The sequence below is a fragment of the Bacteroidota bacterium genome (genome assembly GCA_018831055.1).
In the GTDB taxonomy this organism is placed as follows: Bacteria; Bacteroidota; Bacteroidia; order Bacteroidales; family B18-G4; genus M55B132.
This window is the reverse complement of the sequence record JAHJRE010000095.1, coordinates 13,099-32,317: the sequence shown is the minus strand read 5'-3', so window position 1 is coordinate 32,317 and position 19,219 is coordinate 13,099. Positions and strand designations below refer to the sequence as shown.

The window sequence follows — 19,219 nt, the reverse complement described above, 5'->3', positions numbered from 1 at the left end:
TTCCGTTAACGACAGATGTATCCACATAGTCGAAAATAAACTTGAAAGGTTTCATAAATCTTCTTTCCCGGAGTTTCTCAGTAACGTTATTCGCATCGAACTGGATTTTTGTGTACACCTCATACTGATAGGCATCAAATTCTTTTCTGTTATTGTTTTCCTTGTTGGCAATGATTTTTCTGAGAAGCACTTCGGCCGGGTTTTCCCCGGGAAGGATCACAACCTCTTTAAGCTGGACATTTTCAGACTTCAACTCAAAAACCACTTCCTGGAAAATATTTTTTGTGATTTTCCTGGTCTGGCTCCGGTATCCTATAAAAGAAGCAAACAACGAATCGGAAGCATCCCGTGTTTCAATGGAGAAAGTACCATCGAAGCTTGAAGTAGCACCGATGGGTTTATTTTTAAAATACACGTTGGCAAAAGGAATAGGTTCCTTGGTATCGGCATCGATCACTTTACCCAGGATCTTGGTAATCTGTGCTCCGGCATCCTGAGTAATTATAAAACCCAGGAATATCAATCCCAATAACCCGATCGTGCGTAGATGTTTCATGTATAACAGACAAATAATTTCAGGAAAAGTATATCCTGGAAAAGGAAGCAAATAATCATCATAATTCTTCCCAGAATTCCAGGGCCCTCCTTGTGTGAGGAATGACAATGGTTCCTCCAACAAGGTTGGCAACACCGAAGGTTTCCATGATTTCTTCTGTAGAGACTTTTAGCTCATGACAACGGATGAGGTGATATTTTATGCAATCATCGCACCGAAGCACCATGGAAGCAACCAGTCCGAGTAATTCCTTCGTTCTGGCATCGAGTGCCCCGTTTTCATACGCCAGGGTATCCACCCCGTAGATGCGTTTAATAACCTTATTATTAGGAGCTTCCAGGATTTTTTTATTCATTTTTTCCCGGTAGGCATTGAATTCGTTAAGGAGATTTCCCATCAAAGATCTGATTAAATAATACCTTCTTTAATAATATCGTGAAGATGGATAACGCCGACATATTCATCATTATCCATTACAGCCAGCTGCGTAATGTTGTTTTGCCGCATAATATCGAGGGCATGGACAACGAGGCTTTCGGCATCTATTACTTTTGGGTTATAGGACATGATATCCCTGGCCCGGACATCATCGAGCCGGGTAGTTTTCATAAGCAAGCGGCGCAGGTCTCCATCGGTAATAATTCCGGCGAGCTTACCATTTTCGGTTACAATACTGGCGCCCAGTCGTTTTGAAGATATCTCAACAATAACCGTTCGAAGATCAGCTTCGATATCTACTTTCGGAGCTTCATTCCGGATATAAAGATCTGAAACCTTCATATACAATCTTTTCCCAAGGGATCCCCCAGGATGGAAACGTGCAAAATCTTTTTCGGTGAATCCCCGCATTTTCAACAAGCACACAGCAAGAGCATCACCCATAACGAGTTGTGCAGTCGTACTGGAAGTAGGCGCAAGATTATTCGGACAGGCCTCCGTTTCAACAGTTGTGTCGATCACAAAATCCGCCTGCCGGGCCAGATAAGAGTTGATATTCCCAACCATGGCAATCAGGATGTTCTTCCGGCTTCTGAGAAGAGGCACAAGAACTTTTATCTCCGGAGTTTCACCGCTTTTTGATATGCACATGATGGTATCATCTTCCATAATTATTCCCAGATCACCATGAATAGCATCGGCAGCGTGCATAAAGATGGAAGGAGTTCCGGTGGAGTTCAGCGTTGATACGATTTTATTACCGATGATGGCACTTTTGCCTATCCCGGTAATGATAACCCGGCCTTTTGAACGGAAAAGATGCTCTGCACAATGGACAAAATCATCATTGATGGAATTGCGCAATCCCTTGATGGCATTAATTTCCTTTTCTATGGTATCAAGGGCAGTATTTTTTATTGTTTCTAAATTTTTCAAAATATAATATTGTTTTTTTCTTAACAATTATTTGTTATATTTGTATAAGGCTCAGCCCAATTGATTAAAAATAACTTTTGCGGGATATAATAATTTATACTTTTGCACCGCTTTTATCCTGCATGGACTAAGACAGTACAAATATATCGATTTTATAGTTGAGGTTGGATATGTCAAAAAACGACGGAAACTCTTTGCATGATCTTTTAAAGAAAATCTTTGGATTTGATAGTTTTAAAGGCAATCAGGAGGCCATTATCAAGAATGTTCTGGCCGGGAAAGACACTTTTGTGATCATGCCTACCGGAGGGGGTAAATCGATGTGTTACCAACTTCCGGCAATTAACCTGGAAGGGACGGCGATCATCGTCTCACCACTCATTGCATTAATGAAGAACCAGGTTGACAACATACGAAATTTCGGAACCGAGGAAGGCATCGCGCATTTCATGAATTCTTCGCTTTCAAAGGCGGAGCTTAACCAGGTAAAAGAAGACCTGATTAAGGGCCATACCAAATTATTATACGTTGCTCCGGAATCGCTTACGAAGGATGAAAACATTGAATTCCTGAAGAGCATAAAGATTTCGTTTTATGCCATTGATGAAGCGCATTGCATATCTGAATGGGGACATGACTTTCGTCCGGAATACCGGAGGTTGAGGCCGATTATTGAAACCATCGGTCAAAAGGTAGCGGTAATGGCACTCACAGCAACAGCCACACCGAAGGTACAGCATGACATACAGAAGAATCTGAACATCATGGATGCCAGTGTGTTCAAATCTTCGTTCGACCGGCCCAACCTGTATTATGAGATAAGACCTAAGACCAAGGATGTGGTCAGGGATATCATCAAATACATAAAGGCAAACACGGGAAAATCGGGCATCGTTTATTGCCTCAGCCGAAAAAAGGTAGAAGAGCTGGCAGAGACCTTTAAGGTAAACGGGATAAAAGCCCTCCCCTATCACGCAGGTCTGGATTCTGCAACCCGAAAGATGAACCAGGATATGTTCCTCATGGAAGAGGCAGATGTTATTGTCGCCACCATAGCTTTCGGTATGGGCATCGACAAGCCCGACGTGCGTTTTGTGATCCACCACGACATGCCTAAGAGCATTGAAAGTTATTATCAGGAAACAGGGCGCTCGGGTAGAGACGACGGGGAAGGGAATTGTATTGCTTTTTACAGCTACGAAGATATTCAGAAACTGGAAAAGTTCATGAAAGGAAAGCCTGTGGCTGAACAGGAAATAGCCAGGGAACTTCTTCTGGAAACCGTTGCATACGCAGAATCATCCCTTTGCCGGCACAAAATGCTCCTGCATTATTTTGGTGAAGATTACGACACGGAAAATTGTGGTGCCTGTGATAACTGCCTGCATCCCAAAACCAAGTTCGAAGGGAGGGAATATGTTGAACAGGCTCTTGATGCCGTACTTGCTGTCAAACAACAATTCAAGGCCAAGCATGTGATCAATATCATCCTGGGCAAAGGTTCTACCGACGTAAAAAAGTTCAAGCACAATGAACTCGAAATTTTTGGTCAGGGATCGGAAAAAAGTGAAAAGTTCTGGAACGGAGTCATACGTCAGGCGCTTATCGAAGGTCTGCTTGTCAAAGACATCGATAACTACGGCTTATTAAAAGTTAGTAAGGAAGGTCGTGAGTTCCTGAAAGAGCCATTTTCTGTGATGCTTGTCCAGGAAGATGAATTTGATGAAGACGAGGATGAGGAATTCGCTGCCGGTGCAGTGAAGACCAGCACGGCCGATAAGACTCTTTTCAGCCTGCTCAAAGACTTGCGCAAAGAAATATCCCGAAAGGAAAATCTTCCTCCTTTCGTTATTTTCCAGGATCCATCGCTGGAAGATATGGCCATACAATATCCCGTCACAGAGGATGAACTCATGCAGATCACCGGGGTAGGTTCCGGTAAGGCAAAAAAATACGGTCAGCCTTTCCTGAAACTTATCAAGAGTTACGTTGAGGAAAACGATATCATCCGCCCCAACGATATGGTCGTTAAGTCGGTTGTGAATAAATCCGGACTAAAGGTTCACATTATACAGAATATAGACAGAAAGATTTCCCTGGAAGACATTGCCGTTGCCAAAAGCATTACCATGGACGAAATTCTCGCGGAAATTGAACGTATTGTTTCATCAGGGACTAAAATAGATATCAGCTATTACATCTCAGAAGTAGTGGATGAATACCATCAGGAGGAGATCTTTGAATATTTCCGTGAAGCAGAATCCGACTCGGTGGAACAAGCCCTGCAGGAACTGGGTGAAGATGAGTTCACAGAAGAAGAAATCCGTTTGATGAGGATCAAATTCATGTCGGAGGTAGGTAACTGATGAAGAACATCCTTCTTTTTCTTATCGTTATTTTGATGCTTTCGGGATGTTACCGGGAAGACGCAGGTAAAAACCTTACTTCAGTGAATAAGCCTACCATCAGCGAAGACAAGATGGTCGATATTATTACAGACATGTACCTCACACAGGCCACACTTAAATATTATCAGGATAAACGCATCTCGTTTTCAGAATCCAACGAAAAACTCCATTATATGGTGTTCAAAAAACATGGATTGACGCGTGAGGAGTTTGAAAAAGCTTTTGATTACTATCGTTTTGATCTGGAAGCATACGATCGTTTGATGGAAAAGGTCATCGAAAATCTGGTCAGAATGGAATCGGAAATCCAGGCTGATACTGTCCGGTAAAACTATTTCCGGTAAGTCGCGGTACACGAAAGCAGATCCCCTGAAATCTCAAGGGTATACGACCAGTTTATTTTGTTATCCTGAAATTTTCCGCTTCCGGTAATAAACCATTTTTCGCTGTTTTCCTGCCGGGGCAGGGTAATTGTAGTTCCTGCCACAATAGCTGTATCGGGTTGAGCCGACTGGCTAAATCCGAAATTGGATAGTAAAACCTGGATGCTGTTGGATGGGTCAGCAGAAATCGTAACGGTATATCTTGACTTCTGGCATGTTTCATCATTAACACTCCAGGAACCCAGGAATTTATCCCTGTCATTCACAAATGGAGTTAAATCGTCATCATCTTCCTGGCAGGAAAAAACAAGGGCCAGCATCAGCAACATAAATATCTGAAAGGGTTTGCGCATATTTTTTCAGGAAAAATTTCACTGTTAAAAGTAGCACAAAAATTCTGATAATAATCACGAGAAATCACTCTGTACGATTTTTTCCCAAAAAGTGCAGAGCGGATCAGTTCTTAATGAGTTTTGCTTTGGAAATGGGTTTTCCATCCTGCATAATAATCAGGAAATACAAACCACCAGAGAGGCTTTCGGTGGGGATCAACTTTGTTTGACGGCCATTGGAAAAATATTCCCCCAATAAGGCAAGCCTGGTTCTTCCTGCAATATCGGTAATCATGAAGGAATACTCACTTCCCGCTGAAATAAATCCAAGCCGTGCGTAATCACCAACCGGGTTTGGCCAGATTTCAGCCATTACAACATTATCCGTGGAAATATTACCGGTACTAACCATGATACCGCCGGCATTTTCGACAGCTTCATTGATATTGCTTCTAGTCGGTTCCCAGATATGTTTTTCCACAATTACCCTGTCGGGTGTAATAACGATCACGGTAGGTGTTCCCAGGATATTATAACTTGTATGAATGGCATTTCCACCGCCCTGGCTTCCGCTGATTGAGGGATACGTAATTCCAAAAATGGAATCGAACCGGGCGACCATAGAATTATCGTCGCCTTTACTTATTCCCATATAGATGACATTTCCCTGATTCTCACCAAAATCGGTGTATGATGCTTGCATATCCGGTGCATAGGTTTGGCAGGGACCGCAGGATGTATTAAAAAAATCGATAACCACGATTTTATCATCGTCGAGAAACTCATACAGCTCAATACGGTTCCCATAAATATCTTTAGCGATGAAATTAAGTGCTGTATCCAGGGTTGTCTGGGCAATGGATGCCGATAATGAAATCAAAAGGAAAAGCAAAGTATATAGTATTCTCATAGCAGGTTCATTGGTTCATTAAGTTCAAAAAGCCAATAAGGATTATTCAGGAAACAAATAATGATCAGGAAAGTTCAAGGCTAAGGGCATTGGCAAGGCGGGAAGCGCCTATTCTGAATTTTTCCGGTCCCATCCAGGAAGCACCCAGTACTTCCTGAACCAGGGTAAAATATTTATAAGCATCCACAGGTTCAGCAATACCACCAGCAGCTTTGATTCCTGTCTTGATACCGGTATTCAGGCAATATTCACGAATAGTATCAATCATTATCAGGAAAGCAGGCAAAGTAGCAGCAGGAGATGATTTACCGGTAGAGGTTTTCAGAAAGTCAGCTCCGCCGGTTAAAGCAAGTTCACAAGCTTTCCGGATATTTCTTGTTGATTGCAGCTCACCTGTCTCCAGGATGACTTTAAGGGTACGGTCACGGCACTCCTCTCTGATCCTGGAAATCTCCTCCAATACCCTGGCATCGTTCCCATCCAGAATACATGCCCTATTGATTACCAAATCAATTTCATCGGCTCCTTCATTAAGGGCATATTTTACTTCGCAGAGTTTTACCGACAGGGAAACCTGTCCTGAAGGAAACCCTCCGGCGACCGTTGCAACCTTCACCGGCAGGTCTTTCAGCTGTTTTTTGGCAAATGCAATGTGGACGGGATAAATACAAACAGCAGGGATATGCTCAGGAGCAATCTGTTGCGACAACAATCTTGCCTGCAGGCAAAGGTCCTGGATCTTTTTTCTGGTATCGTCACCATTCAGGGATGTCAGATCGATCGCACCCAGAAGGGATTTGCATGTTTCCCGGTCGGGAAAATTCCCTTCAATCCCGGAAAGCAAACTGTTAACCCTCGTTTCCAGTTCAGAATCCGAAATGAGGTAATCATCAAAAACCTTCATATTAGATATATTATGGGTTATTCCTTATTTCCCAAATCGATTCTAAGAGAGAAGACATTGGAGTAAAGGGCAATGGAATTATCACCAATATCGGTTAATGCATAATCGATGGATATCATCTTACGGATGCGGATACCAATTCCGATATTGGGTTGAAAAGTGGTTGTAGTTTTATTTCCAAAGTCAGTTTCTTCCTGGATATTTCCTATTCCGGCTCTGAGAAAAACGATTTTTTTATAATCCACCTCCACGCCAAGGTGAGGGTCGATGCTGGCAAAGTCGGATTTTACGAGGGTATTTCTTTTTCCGTCGAAGGTAATGTCGAAATCCGCTTCGACCAGAGAGGAGAAGCTTTTGGAAATCCTTATGTAGCGTGCAGCACCCAGGATGAGTCGAGGCATGGTTACTTCCATAGAGTTTTCAGGAAGTTCATTACCGGTAGCTTCAAGAACCTCTTTTTCATCTTCGGTCAAACTGTAAGTCCAGGCATTGAAAGTAGAAGTGATGTCTTTCCCTGTTGCCCCGAATCTCCAGTCTTTTAATGAATACTGAATCCCGGCATCCAAGCCGAATCCATAAGCTTTGGCAAAACTGCCTATCTGTCTGTAAATGATCTTCACATTGGCTCCATAAGAAAGTCCGGATATACGGCTTTTCCTGGAATACGAAAAAAGAGCGGCATAATCGGCAGCGGAGAATTTTGAGATCCTGTCGTAATTGATATTACCCTGTTCGTCATATAAATCCAGGGTATTTGGAATATCATCAATCCCAAACCTGATCAGGGAGACGGCGAAAGTGCTGGAAGTATCGATGTCCATGGCGAAACCGGCATAATCATATTTCGCTACACCGGCAAAATACTCTGCGTGCATAAGTCCGATCTGTTTCGACGAAGACATGTGGACCAGTCCGGCAGGATTCCAGAACGCGGCAGTTACATCATTGACAGAAGCTGTTTGGGCATTAGCCATAGCAAGTGAGCGGGCTCCCACGCCAATAGCAAGAAATTCGTTACTGTATTTTGCAACCTGGCCGTTTACAGAAAATAGTAAAATAACCAGCGGAAATATCAGAAAGATTTTTTTCATCAGGGCTCTTTTACAACAGTTATTGCATAAACGGAGATTGATTCCAAATAGTATGGATTTAGGAAAATACGAAAATACATTTTTTCGGGGTTGGTAAATGTAAATCCTGACAAATGGAAATATGCCGGGTATTTTGCCGTTAAGGAGTTAAGTACTAATTTTGTGACAAAAAATATGAAAGCTGATAACCTCTTAATCTTACTATCTGTTGTCATCATGATTCTTACGGGATGCACCAAGGCAGACGAAGCGGACAGAGCCAATGTTGGCACACTCACCTACCCTATTGCCAGTTTCAGCTATTCAGGCAATGAGCAACCCAGCCCTGTGGTTGTTTCTTTCACTAACACTTCCCAATATGCCAACGCTTACCGCTGGAATTTCGGAGATGGGATAACATCAACGGAAATTAATCCTTCTCACAAATTCATCAATTCAACTCCCGATCCAAAGAATTTCCTGGTAGTGCTAACGGCAACCGATACCACCACCATGTTGAGCAATACACGCTCACAGGCAGTAAGGATACTTCCATCAAAAAAATAATAATCCAATCTGATTGCGGAACATACGTAAGCGGATATCCATACGATTTCGTATATCAATAATCGGAATATACTAAAAATCTGATTTCTTTTAAGACTGATAATCAGCAACGTAAAACCTTTGGCATGTTTTATGCGTATTATATGTCATCAACCATTTTAATCTTATAGCTATGAAATTAGGAATCAGAATCAGTCCCATTTCCAGAAAGCCCAAATACTACAAGTACTACAAGTGCGATCGTTGCGGATACATCTCAACAGTCAGGAATACAAATTGTCCTATTTGCGTTAAAGACGGGTACGAGATTAAACTTAAGTAATGAAGTATTTTCTTTTCAGGAAATGCAGGATTAAGAAAAACAAACAGTAGCCTTTATTATCATAAAGGGAAGGAAGGTTTTATCATAAACCATAGCTCTGAAAGCATAATATTTTTAGGTTAAACAAAGCCGGTGGAAGCAATTCGCCGGTTTTTTTTTCTTATGCATTGCGGGATGGAATAAAATCACTACATTTGCAGCCGAAAACAACATTGCGGGGTGGAGCAGTGGTAGCTCGTCGGGCTCATAACCCGAAGGTCGTTGGTTCGAATCCAGCCCCCGCTACGACAAGGAAGCCTCACATGATCATGTGAGGTTTTTATTTTACGGTATACCAATGCATTGATAAGAAAATACAGTTCAGATATTTCCTACTTTTACAGAAAAAATGACCCATAAGGCCGGATTTGTGAATATTATCGGTTTCCCCAATGTGGGGAAATCCACCCTGATGAATGCTCTCGTTGGGGAGAAACTCAGTATCATAACCAATAAGGTGCAAACGACCCGGCATCGCATCCTGGGTATTTTAAGTGACACAAATTATCAGATTGTCTTTTCCGACACACCCGGGATCCTGAAACCGCATTATAAACTTCATCAATCGATGATGAAATCGGTCAACGAAGCCATGCAGGATGCCGACATCTTTCTTTTTATAACCACACCGGCGGATAAAAATGAGCTTGAAGGTCTTCCTGAAAAACTGAGAGAAACAAAAATTCCGGTGATTGTAGTTATCAATAAAATAGACTTATCCAACCAGGTAGTTGTTGAAGAAGAAATGCAGCGCTGGCAGGCCCTTCTACCTGAAGCGGAAGTAATTCCGGTTTCAGCCTTATTAAAATTCAACATTGAAAAGGTATTGCAAACCTTGCTCGACAAACTTCCTGAATCACCGGCATATTATCCCAAAGACACGCTCACGGATAAGACCATGCGTTTTTTTGTTTCCGAGATCATCCGAGAAAAGATCCTGCTGAATTATCAGAAGGAAATACCCTATTCAACTGAGGTTATAATTGATGAATACAAAGAAGACAGTGACATTCTGAGGATAAGCGCCTGGATATATGTCGCGAGGGAATCCCAGAAAGGAATTATCCTGGGCAGGCAGGGCCACGCCATAAAAAAAACAGGAACCGAAGCCAGGAAAGACATAGAAGACTTTACAGGCAAAAAGGTTTACCTAAACTTACGGGTAAAGGTTGCTAAAGATTGGAGAGACGATGAAAGGCAGTTAAAATGGTTTGGGTATGATTGAAAACAAGGGGCAAGTTGCAGGTTACAAGTTGCAGGTAACATGCAATCTGCAACTTGTAACCTGTAACAAAAAATGCAAACAAAAATTCAAACAATAACAACATTACCATGGCTAACATCATTGCAATTGTCGGCAGACCAAACGTAGGGAAATCCACATTATTCAACAGGCTCACGGAAAGTCGCCAGGCCATAGTTGAAGAGACCAGTGGGGTTACCCGCGACCGGCATTACGGGAAGTCGGATTGGAATGGCAAAGAGTTCTCGGTGATCGACACCGGTGGTTATGTGACAGGGTCCGACGATGTTTTCGAGAAAGAGATACAAAAGCAGGTAGATCTTGCGATTGAAGAAGCAGATGTCATCATCTTCCTCGTGGATGTAAGGGTAGGACTGACGGGGATGGACGAGGATGTGGCGGCACTTCTCAGGAAGGTTAAAAAGCCTGTATTTCTGGTGGCCAATAAATCCGACAACAAAGACATATACGAAGAAAGCAGCGAGTTTTACAGTCTGGGGCTTGGTGAGGTCTATCCTGTTTCTGCCATGAACGGTTACGGAACCGGAGACTTGTTAGACCGCATTGTTAAGGAGTTTAAGGAGACTGAGCCTGAGTTGGAGCAGGATTTACCTAAAATTGCTGTTATTGGCCGGCCCAATGTGGGGAAATCATCTCTTATTAACGCTCTCCTGGGGCAGGAAAGGAATATTGTCACACCGGTACCCGGGACAACCCGTGACTCCATTTACACGCCTTACAATGCTTTTGGTTTTCATTTTCTGCTGGTTGATACGGCTGGGCTGCGTAAAAAGAGCAAAGTCAGTGAAGATATAGAGTTTTACTCGGTAATGCGTTCCATCCGTGCAATTGAAAACAGTGACGTATGCATCCTCATGCTGGATGCGACTCAGGGACCGGAAGGTCAGGATATGAACATCCTGCATCTGGTGGAAAAAAACCGAAAAGGCTTAGTGCTCGTGGTAAACAAATGGGATCTTGTGGAAAAAGAATCAAACACTCATCTGGAATTTGAAAAAGCCATTAAAAATACTACAGCCCCGTTTACTGATTTTCCAGTCATTTTTACATCGGTTATGGAAAAACAAAGGATCCATAAAACCTTACAGATGGCAGCGGATGTTTATAAAAACCTGAACCGGAAAATACAAACTGCCGAATTAAACGAGACATTACTGCCTGTGATAGAAAGGACGCCGCCACCGGCAGCAAAAGGTAAGTATATCAAGGTAAAATACATAACGCAACTAAAAACACGTTTTCCGTCCTTCGCGTTCTTCTGTAATTTCCCGGAACTGGTAAAAGAACCATACAAGCGTTTCCTGGAAAACCAGATCAGGGAAAAATTTGATTTTACCGGGGCTCCGGTAGTTATTTATTTCAGGAAAAAATAATACATTACCGGAAAAGGTCTCCTTAGATAATGCAAAGATCAGAGAAAATGGAAGCGGTAAGGATTGACAAATGGTTATGGGCCATCAGGATATTCAAGACCCGCTCACAGGCTTCCGAAGCGTGCCGTTCGGGCAGAATCCGGATAGCCGACATTCAGGTAAAGGCTTCCAGGGAGATCAGGGAGGGAGATATTGTCCACATTCGTGTTGGGCCTTTAACCAGAATCATTAAAGCGACCGGACTAATAGAAAACCGGGTATCCGGGAAACTTGCGGTAGAGTTTTATGAAGATCTTACGCCTGCTGAGGAAATTGAAAAGATCCGTTTGTTGAAGGAAGTCAATTATGAAAAAAGGGAAAAAGGTACCGGGCGTCCTACCAAGAAAGAAAGAAGGTTGATTGACCGCTTAAAGAAATCAAAATTTTAACGGTTCTGCTCTTTATCGTAATCTATTTCCTTCAGGAGCACACCATTTTCATCATAGAATCTCCAGATCTTCACCCGTATATCATCTTCATAAGTGCCCTCGACGTATTTACTGCCATTTTCGTGATAATTCACAGAAGATCCGTTGCGTCGGCCTTCTTCAAAGGTCCCTTCGCTCCATGTATTGCCATTTTCATACCAGTAAAACCATTTCCCATGACGCTTTCCGTTGCGGAATTCCCCTTCAATTCTTTTCTGACCGTTAGGGTAATATCCGGTTTCCTTTACCAGGATTTTATTATCCCCATCGGTCTTATAGTATTTAACCATTTTCGGAGAGCCGTCATCAAAGGTATCTTCTGTCACCTGTTCAACTTTCCCTCCGCAGGCGATGAATAATGAAATAAGTATTAACCAGAGATAATGCTTTTTAATCATACGTTTATCTTTCAAAAATCAAACGTTGGCCAAAATTGCTTTCATCAAACAGGCCATCGTCATAAACCAGGTTTCCGTTTACAAAGGTTTTGGTAACTTTTGCCCCAAAGGTATTCCCGTTAAAAGGAGACCATGCGCATTTATAGAGAATATTGGAATCATCAACGATCCAGGGATTGTTAAGGTCAATCAGAACGAGGTCGGCGAAATAACCCTCTCTGATAAATCCTCTATCTTTAATTTTGAAACAATCGGCCGGGGCATGGCACATTTTTTCCACTACTTTCCATAACGGAATACGACCTTTCTGATAAAAATCAAGCATAGCAGGCAGAGCATGTTGAACGAGCGGACCTCCGGAAGGAGCCTGGGTATATGGTTTTGATTTTTCATCGAGGGTATGCGGGGCATGGTCGGTTGCCACAACATCGATGATGTCCATCTTAAGTGCTTCCAGAAGAGCTTCCCTGTCGTGTTCCGTTTTTACAGCCGGGTTCCATTTTATTAAAGCTCCCAATTCCTGATAGTCATCGCTTGAGAACCAAAGGTGATGCACACAAACCTCACAAGTGATCTTTTTATCTTTTAAGGGGATCTGATTATCAAACAGCCCAAGTTCCCTTGCGGTTGAGAGGTGAAGAACATGGAGGCGTGTTCCGTATTTTTTTGCCAGTCGAACGGCAAAGGAAGATGATTCATAGCAAGCCTCTTCACTGCGTATTTCCGGGTGGAACTCTATGGGAATATTATCTCCATATTCTTCTTTATAAGAAGCCAGATTTTCTTTAATGATCGTTTCATCTTCGCAATGGACTGCTACCAGCAGAGGTGATTTCCCGAAAATGCCGGCAAGCGTTGCGGGATCATCCACCAGCATATTTCCTGTGGAAGCGCCCATAAAGACCTTTACCCCGCATACATTTTCGGGATTTGTTTTCAGGACTTCGTCCAGGTTATCATTGGAAGCCCCCATGTAGAAAGAGAAATTAGCAAGAGATTTAGAGGCGGCAAGTTTATATTTTTCTTCCAGGAGGGTTTGGGTAAGCGTTTGCGGTATCGTGTTAGGCATTTCCATAAAGGAAGTGATTCCTCCGGCAACGGCAGCCCTGGATTCCGTGTAAATATCTGCTTTATGGGTTAGTCCGGGTTCCCGGAAATGTACCTGGTCGTCGATTACACCGGGTATGAGATATTGACCTGAGGCATTAATTATTAAAGTATCTTCGGGTAAAGACCCGGTGTATTGTTTATCCTTGCGGTAAACAGCGGTAATTCGGTCACCTTCGACAAGCACGCCACCTTCGAAAATTTCACCTTCATTTACAATACGAGCGTTCCGTATGAGATAATTTTTCCGGGATTTCATTTTACATTGATCTTAAACGGGATACCCAACGAAAATACAAAAGAAAACACTCATGTTCAATGAGCCTTATGCATTTTTTTAATATTCTTAAGACGCATGCTAATAACCCCAAGGATGGCTTCCTTAAAAATCTTGGAGCTCATTTTGGATTCACCGGCCGTCCGGTCGGTAAATATTATGGGCACTTCGATAATCTTGAATCCAAGTTTCCAGGCCGTATATTTCATTTCAATCTGAAACGCATAACCGATAAAACGAATTCTATCCAGATTAATGGTTTCCAGTACTTTCCTGCGATAACAAACAAACCCGGCCGTAGTATCCTTTACCTTAATACCTGTGACAATCCTCACGTACATGGAAGCGAAGTAAGACATAAGTATCCTGCTGATGGGCCAATTAACTACATTTATGCCTTTGATGTAACGGGAACCCACTGAAACATCTGCTCCTTGTGTAGCACATGCCTCATAAAGTCTGGTTAAATCTTCCGGATTATGGCTAAAATCGGCATCCATTTCAAAGATATAATCATATCCTTTTTGAATGCCCCATTTAAAACCATGAATATAGGCAGTTCCCAGGCCAAGCTTTCCTTTTCTTTCTTCAATGAAAAGCTTTCCATCAAACTCTTTCATCATGGATTTTACGATACCCGCTGTACCATCGGGGGAATTGTCCTCAACAATAAGGATGTGGAAATCCTTTGGCAGGGAGAAAACCTTACGGATAATCTTCTCAATATTATCCTTTTCGTTATAAGTAGGTATGATTACTAAGCTATCTGTCACGTTTTCCGGTTTGTTTTGCGAAAATAATCCGAATGCTTAAAAGAAAAAAACATTTTAAGAATAATTAACGAACAAATTCATATAATATTTGCATGAATGTCTGAAAATCACTTCCGGTTTTCATATACTTTAACATCATCTACTCTGAATGTAGTATTCTGGCTGGCATTATCATCACCTTCGTAGCGAAATCCGACATAAACTGTTCCTGAGTATACGGAAAGGTCGATCACTCCAGAGGGTATCCATTCATGATCGGGATCATTTTCGCCTGCCAGGGTAGCACTCAAGGGTGTCCATGTAGCATTTTCAATATTCACTCCATCAAAATCATTGGAAATGAGAACCGAAAGTCCACTGTGGTCCCAATATGCTTTTGCCGTTTCAAATTCCATTTTGGGTTGATTCAGGGTAGTGAGGTCAATAGGTTGGGTAATCAGCCACATCACTTCGTGTTCACCTGAGTTATAGGAAGTAGCTTGTGCATAGATATCTCCTGAAAATTCTCTTGCAATCCAGACGCGTGTACCTTCGAGAGCCTGATTAACCCAGCCGGATATAGTAATATCTTCATAGTTTACCTGGTTTTGGAAATCGACAGTAAAGACGCCTGTATTTCCACCGCCACCGCCACCGATAACCACATCATCAAGGTTACGGATGGATATCTGTGGCCCGTCATAATAAGAAGCGATACCGGTAATGGTCACTGTCTCTGTTGGGAAAGGTTCATTGGCAAAAGAGGCCCAGTCGTATGTAAACATATCTATCTGGCCTGTACCGTCGTTCAGGATGGTGGTGTATTTATAGGTAGTATAACCAGAACTATTAGAGATGAGAACATTGCTAATTTTAACCAGTTCCCCCTGGTAATCATCATAGGCAGAGTTTAATTGAGCAATGGTTAGCTCGGCGGGTGCAGGCATTTGTCCGGTTCCTGTAGTAACTGCATTGCTCAGGGGTAAGTTATTAATCTGAACCAGTCCTTTGTAATCTGAAAGTTCCTGGCCGGAGATATCGATCTCTACCATTGCACCCATAGGAAAGTCATGCCAATCGGTAAATCTCAAGGCGATACCAGCGCCTCCTGTTTCCTGGATAAAGGCGTTTTGACCGGGCAAATTCTCATTATCTTTATCGGAAGTGATCACTCCCACAATTTTCTTTCCTTCAGGCAAGGTTACGGAGCTACCGGAATACAAAGCCCGCACTTCAGCAATGCTGATTTGCTCCAACCCGCCACCGGTACTGTCACACCTTGGTCCATTCATAGAAACCTCCGTGATAGTCCTCACATACAATTGCCAATCTTCGCGGTAAACCGCTGCAATGGCAACCAGAGATCCGTTACCTTGAGGAAGAACATCCTCTGCAAAATTGGCATAGTCGCTGGTCCTGACAATAATTGTATTCCCATTGCAATCCGTGAGTGTACGGTTGGCATAATCCGAGGTCTCTGCCCAGGTTTTCCCAAGCTCCGAATTGGCAAATTCAACATTTTCAAGACGAATGAGTTTAGAGAGATAATTACCGGATTTTATCTGGTTTATAGTAACGGATTCAGGATTCAGGTACTTTCCGGTAGCATTGATTATGATGTTTGAATCATTATCGACATTATCAATTTGCAAAAGATTCTCATAATCCGAGACGATGCAGTTCTTCAGGTACACCCGGATCATATCCCCTACTCTAAGCCCACCGGGATTTCTGAGCCGAAGGTTAATCGCTCCTGATGAATCCTGGATAAAGGCACTACGGTATATGTTTCCTGAGCTTTCATCCATGGTGACCGTGGCATAAAGAGAGTAATCGTGTGTAAAAGTGTACTGACCGCTATCTGCATAGATATCATATAGATCACCAATGGTAAGAATAGTACCTACCGGGATCTGCTGAATAGGCGGCTCATCAAAATCTTTTTTCACGCAATGGGTCAAACCGGATGCAAGTAATGCAATCATTAAAAGGTTAGCGAGAGTTTTAAGAAATGCCTTCATAGATATGATTTTACTAATGATTTACTGAAATCTGAAATAAACGTTAATATAATAGGTTCTGCCATACATATAAAAATACTTTGGTGGGAACCGGTCGATATTGTCCTGATCGAATCTGAGCTGTTCAAATCCTCCTGTGGCAAAATCCTTTGTATCCAGGAGGTTATTAATGCTTACGGTAAATCCGGCGAAGTAATCATCTTTGATCCTCCATGATTTACCGCCGAAGATATCAATGGTAAAAGCATTGTCCAGCTCCTGTTGTTCCAGGATATTTTGCACACGGATATCTTCCTGAGAAAATTTTTCAACAGCAAGTTCTGTCCGGCGGGCAGGATTCGGTTCAAGATAAATATCATCGAAATAATTACCTTTTAGTTCGACGAACCAATAATGGGAAGAATTGTATTTTATTCCTAAGGAGCCTACCGTCTGTGGCATACCACCCACATAATAATTTTTCAACCATGCTTCTTCGTCACTGACAATTATTTGATCATCGTTGTCTCTGACAATGGTCACATTAGGTCTGGAATTGTAAATATATTGTCCTGTACCAAAAACACCCAACAGGCTGACCGAAGGAGTAAGGTTGGCTTCAATACCAAGTTCCATTCCGGCATTGAGCTGATCCACCCCTGTCATAATATAATTTACAAATGTATTCAGATCTTCATGATAAAAGCTTCGGGTCCAGGTCTGATCGTAAAACTGGGTATAATATGCTGTTAACCTGGTTTTCAGGAAGAGAGAACGGTGAATAAAACTAATGTCTCCTGAAAGGATCTTTTCATTTTTCAAGGGATCGACGAGATAGTCGCGGGTTCTGGGCGAGATATATGCATTTCTAAAGTAAGGAGCCCGGGTCATGTACAGAGCATTACCGTCAATAAAATTCTTGCCATTGATTTTATAGGTTGCACCTCCTTTAATCCCGAAGTTGGTAAAATTCTGTTTTTTCGAATCGCCATAGGAATTATCCGGAAAACGGCCGTTTCTCATATGGCCGGTCCTCCAGAAGGTTGTTTGCGAAATATTAGCGGCCCAGAAGAAGTCGATCTTCCTGAAAGTGTACTGTTCCTGGTAAAATCCTGAGTAATAATTAACATTAGCAGTATAGTCATGAGAGATTTTATCACCCACTTCAGCAAGTCTGTTGGGATGGTTCAGGTCGCTCTGAGCCTCATCCGTAATAACAAAGGGTTCATTGCCGGCGTATTTATCGATATCGAGCCAGTATTGACCGCCGAGGAGGTCTTTGACCACATTAAAATGGAACCCCTTGTAAATGGATATATTGATTCCTGCATTGACCATCATGTGTTCAGTAGCTTTAGCGGAGAAATTTGAGGTAATGCCCCACTGGCTTTTATCGTTTCTACGGTCTTCGATAATATATTTTGATCGTAAAATTGTCATGTCGTTACCGGAAATCCCGTTGGCATCCTTAACAGTATAAAGGTATTTGCTATTGGCAAAATACATATGGTCCCAGTTCACCTGCCGGAACTCTTCGCTTGTTTGCCATTGATTTTGATAATACTCATATTTATCATACTCATTCAGATAGTAAAAATAGCTGGGCAGGTTTTTGTAATAATCCGGTCTTGGATCTCCTGCTTCGGTCCAGTTAAGAGCGGTGCTTCCACCTCTACCGAAAGAATAATAAACAGATGTATTCAGTTTCTTCTCCTGGGAAATTTTCCAGTAATGGCTCAGTATCATCATAGGTTGGTGGTAATTGCCTACCCTGGCATTCCTCACTTCACCATCCTGGTAGCCCCAGTTAGGATTATAATAATTTGATCCGGCAAGATCATAGGCTTCCTGCACGGAAACGCCGGCCATTCCCCTCTGACTGGGGGCAGCAAAACCTGTAAAACCTATACTGTGTTTATTGTTAATTTTCTTCTCTGCAGAAAGGAAGTAGCTCCAGGCATCATAAAAAGTTCCTTCCACATATCCTTCCTGTGCCCACCGGCGTGAACCCGAAACAACAAATGACCAGCCATTCTTCATCACACCGGTAGAAGCAGTTACCATCAGGCGGTTACGGTAGGTGCGGTTGGCAAGGGCATAACTCACTTTAACTCCTTTGGCAAAACCAGATGCACGGGTAGCGATATTTGTCACACCACCGGGCCCACCAAAGGCCGATGATGAAGGAGAAATACCCGTATTAACTTCCTGATTTCTCAGAGCATCATTCAAACCACCCCATGACGACCAATAAGCCCAGCCGGATTCCATATCATTCACCGGAACTCCATTGATCATTACTGCAGTATTCTCCGAATCATAACCACGGATACGAAAACGTGCCGGACCAAAGGTATAACCGGCCGTTGATACAAAAACGTCGGAAGATGATTGCAGCAATCCGGAAATATCCTGGCTTTGTCCTCCTTCATCCACTTCAAGCGATGAAAGATTAAAAACAGGCAAGGTCAGGTCCTTTTCTGCAGCAGCAGGAACCGTATCCTGCTGGGCATTAAGGAAAAACGGTAAAAACAATGGCAGAAAGAACAGCGTATCCCTTATTTTCATCATATTATGTTCTTAATTTAATGGTATGCTGAAACCCACATGTAACATATTATTAGTTTCAGTGTTTGTGTTTGCAAACCATGTGCATTTCATATAAGAATGGAGGTTTTTGATTTTAACTTATCACGACAAAAGTAAATAAATCAGC

The 19,219-nt window shown here is 42.4% G+C and carries 18 protein-coding genes and 1 tRNA gene; 7 read left to right on the top strand and 12 right to left on the bottom strand.

Annotated features, from left to right (window positions below; all coding sequences use genetic code 11):
* The 3 genes from KKA81_05965 to KKA81_05955 all read right to left on the bottom strand — a co-directional run.
* Positions 1-556, bottom strand: a 556-nt coding sequence (locus KKA81_05965) for a carboxypeptidase-like regulatory domain-containing protein (protein ID MBU2650461.1), incomplete at its 3' end; no start/stop codon positions are given.
* Positions 557-614: 58 nt separating this feature from the next.
* A complete protein-coding gene (locus KKA81_05960; GenBank protein MBU2650460.1) occupies positions 615-953 on the bottom strand; it encodes a carboxymuconolactone decarboxylase family protein in 339 nt (112 codons plus the stop codon).
* Positions 954-964: 11 nt separating this feature from the next.
* The gene (locus KKA81_05955; GenBank protein ID MBU2650459.1) at positions 965-1,930 is read right to left on the bottom strand and encodes a KpsF/GutQ family sugar-phosphate isomerase; all 966 of its coding nucleotides are present in this window, start codon (positions 1,928-1,930) and stop codon (positions 965-967) included.
* A 170-nt stretch (positions 1,931-2,100) separates the two neighbouring features.
* Here KKA81_05955 and recQ point away from each other — a divergent pair, with 170 nt between their 5' ends.
* Positions 2,101-4,296, top strand: coding sequence for a DNA helicase RecQ (recQ, locus tag KKA81_05950; GenBank protein MBU2650458.1), 2,196 nt, complete (start codon positions 2,101-2,103; stop codon positions 4,294-4,296).
* Complete coding sequence (locus KKA81_05945; GenBank protein MBU2650457.1) at positions 4,296-4,667, top strand: DUF4296 domain-containing protein; 372 nt, start codon at positions 4,296-4,298, stop codon at positions 4,665-4,667. The genes recQ and KKA81_05945 overlap by 1 nt, the downstream gene beginning before the upstream one ends.
* 2 nt (positions 4,668-4,669) lie before the next feature.
* Here the strand turns inward: KKA81_05945 and KKA81_05940 are convergent, their stop codons facing one another.
* From KKA81_05940 to KKA81_05925, 4 genes are all read right to left on the bottom strand, one after another.
* Positions 4,670-5,074, bottom strand: a complete 405-nt coding sequence (locus KKA81_05940) for a hypothetical protein (GenBank protein ID MBU2650456.1) — start codon at positions 5,072-5,074, stop codon at positions 4,670-4,672.
* A 103-nt stretch (positions 5,075-5,177) separates the two neighbouring features.
* Positions 5,178-5,963 (bottom strand): redoxin domain-containing protein, encoded by a 786-nt coding sequence (locus tag KKA81_05935; GenBank protein MBU2650455.1) that lies wholly within the window; start codon positions 5,961-5,963, stop codon positions 5,178-5,180.
* Between the two features lie 64 nt (positions 5,964-6,027).
* On the bottom strand, positions 6,028-6,867 hold the full coding sequence (deoC, locus tag KKA81_05930; GenBank protein MBU2650454.1) for a deoxyribose-phosphate aldolase: 840 nt from the start codon (positions 6,865-6,867) through the stop codon (positions 6,028-6,030).
* A gap of 17 nt (positions 6,868-6,884) precedes the next feature.
* Complete coding sequence (locus tag KKA81_05925; GenBank protein MBU2650453.1) at positions 6,885-7,958, bottom strand: PorV/PorQ family protein; 1,074 nt, start codon at positions 7,956-7,958, stop codon at positions 6,885-6,887.
* Positions 7,959-8,132: 174 nt separating this feature from the next.
* Here KKA81_05925 and KKA81_05920 point away from each other — a divergent pair, with 174 nt between their 5' ends.
* From KKA81_05920 to KKA81_05900, 5 genes are all read left to right on the top strand, one after another.
* On the top strand, positions 8,133-8,504 hold the full coding sequence (locus tag KKA81_05920; GenBank protein MBU2650452.1) for a PKD domain-containing protein: 372 nt from the start codon (positions 8,133-8,135) through the stop codon (positions 8,502-8,504).
* 535 nt (positions 8,505-9,039) lie between these two features.
* A tRNA-Met gene (locus tag KKA81_05915) sits at positions 9,040-9,111 on the top strand.
* A 103-nt stretch (positions 9,112-9,214) separates the two neighbouring features.
* Positions 9,215-10,090: a GTPase Era gene (gene era / locus KKA81_05910; GenBank protein MBU2650451.1), complete on the top strand. Its 876-nt coding sequence runs from the start codon at positions 9,215-9,217 to the stop codon at positions 10,088-10,090.
* Between the two features lie 107 nt (positions 10,091-10,197).
* Positions 10,198-11,502: a ribosome biogenesis GTPase Der gene (der, locus tag KKA81_05905; GenBank protein MBU2650450.1), complete on the top strand. Its 1,305-nt coding sequence runs from the start codon at positions 10,198-10,200 to the stop codon at positions 11,500-11,502.
* 47 nt (positions 11,503-11,549) lie between these two features.
* A complete protein-coding gene (locus KKA81_05900) occupies positions 11,550-11,930 on the top strand; it encodes an RNA-binding S4 domain-containing protein (protein MBU2650449.1) in 381 nt (126 codons plus the stop codon).
* Here KKA81_05900 and KKA81_05895 read toward each other — a convergent pair.
* From KKA81_05895 to KKA81_05875, 5 genes are all read right to left on the bottom strand, one after another.
* Positions 11,927-12,367, bottom strand: coding sequence for a hypothetical protein (locus KKA81_05895; GenBank protein ID MBU2650448.1), 441 nt, complete (start codon positions 12,365-12,367; stop codon positions 11,927-11,929). The genes KKA81_05900 and KKA81_05895 overlap by 4 nt on opposite strands.
* Positions 12,368-12,371: 4 nt before the next feature.
* A complete protein-coding gene (locus KKA81_05890; GenBank protein MBU2650447.1) occupies positions 12,372-13,733 on the bottom strand; it encodes a dihydroorotase in 1,362 nt (453 codons plus the stop codon).
* A 56-nt stretch (positions 13,734-13,789) separates the two neighbouring features.
* A complete protein-coding gene (locus tag KKA81_05885) occupies positions 13,790-14,524 on the bottom strand; it encodes a polyprenol monophosphomannose synthase (GenBank protein MBU2650446.1) in 735 nt (244 codons plus the stop codon).
* A 107-nt stretch (positions 14,525-14,631) separates the two neighbouring features.
* The gene (locus KKA81_05880) at positions 14,632-16,524 is read right to left on the bottom strand and encodes a choice-of-anchor J domain-containing protein (protein MBU2650445.1); all 1,893 of its coding nucleotides are present in this window, start codon (positions 16,522-16,524) and stop codon (positions 14,632-14,634) included.
* A gap of 21 nt (positions 16,525-16,545) precedes the next feature.
* Positions 16,546-19,074, bottom strand: a complete 2,529-nt coding sequence (locus KKA81_05875; protein MBU2650444.1) for a TonB-dependent receptor plug domain-containing protein — start codon at positions 19,072-19,074, stop codon at positions 16,546-16,548.
* Between the last annotated feature and the right edge of the window lie 145 nt (positions 19,075-19,219).

What these genes read in the sequence shown, in the direction of transcription:
- KKA81_05890 (MBU2650447.1), bottom strand. Translation starts at nt 13,733, where the DNA reads ATGAAATCCCGGAAAAATTATCTCATACGGAACGCTCGTATTGTAAAT.
- der (MBU2650450.1), top strand. Translation starts at nt 10,198, where the DNA reads ATGGCTAACATCATTGCAATTGTCGGCAGACCAAACGTAGGGAAATCC.
- KKA81_05880 (MBU2650445.1), bottom strand. Translation starts at nt 16,524, where the DNA reads ATGAAGGCATTTCTTAAAACTCTCGCTAACCTTTTAATGATTGCATTA.
- deoC (MBU2650454.1), bottom strand. Translation starts at nt 6,867, where the DNA reads ATGAAGGTTTTTGATGATTACCTCATTTCGGATTCTGAACTGGAAACG.
- KKA81_05875 (MBU2650444.1), bottom strand. Translation starts at nt 19,074, where the DNA reads ATGATGAAAATAAGGGATACGCTGTTCTTTCTGCCATTGTTTTTACCG.
- KKA81_05895 (MBU2650448.1), bottom strand. Translation starts at nt 12,367, where the DNA reads ATGATTAAAAAGCATTATCTCTGGTTAATACTTATTTCATTATTCATC.
- KKA81_05960 (MBU2650460.1), bottom strand. Translation starts at nt 953, where the DNA reads ATGGGAAATCTCCTTAACGAATTCAATGCCTACCGGGAAAAAATGAAT.
- KKA81_05940 (MBU2650456.1), bottom strand. Translation starts at nt 5,074, where the DNA reads ATGCGCAAACCCTTTCAGATATTTATGTTGCTGATGCTGGCCCTTGTT.
- recQ (MBU2650458.1), top strand. Translation starts at nt 2,101, where the DNA reads ATGTCAAAAAACGACGGAAACTCTTTGCATGATCTTTTAAAGAAAATC.
- era (MBU2650451.1), top strand. Translation starts at nt 9,215, where the DNA reads ATGACCCATAAGGCCGGATTTGTGAATATTATCGGTTTCCCCAATGTG.
- KKA81_05945 (MBU2650457.1), top strand. Translation starts at nt 4,296, where the DNA reads ATGAAGAACATCCTTCTTTTTCTTATCGTTATTTTGATGCTTTCGGGA.
- KKA81_05935 (MBU2650455.1), bottom strand. Translation starts at nt 5,963, where the DNA reads ATGAGAATACTATATACTTTGCTTTTCCTTTTGATTTCATTATCGGCA.
- KKA81_05920 (MBU2650452.1), top strand. Translation starts at nt 8,133, where the DNA reads ATGAAAGCTGATAACCTCTTAATCTTACTATCTGTTGTCATCATGATT.
- KKA81_05900 (MBU2650449.1), top strand. Translation starts at nt 11,550, where the DNA reads ATGGAAGCGGTAAGGATTGACAAATGGTTATGGGCCATCAGGATATTC.
- KKA81_05925 (MBU2650453.1), bottom strand. Translation starts at nt 7,958, where the DNA reads ATGAAAAAAATCTTTCTGATATTTCCGCTGGTTATTTTACTATTTTCT.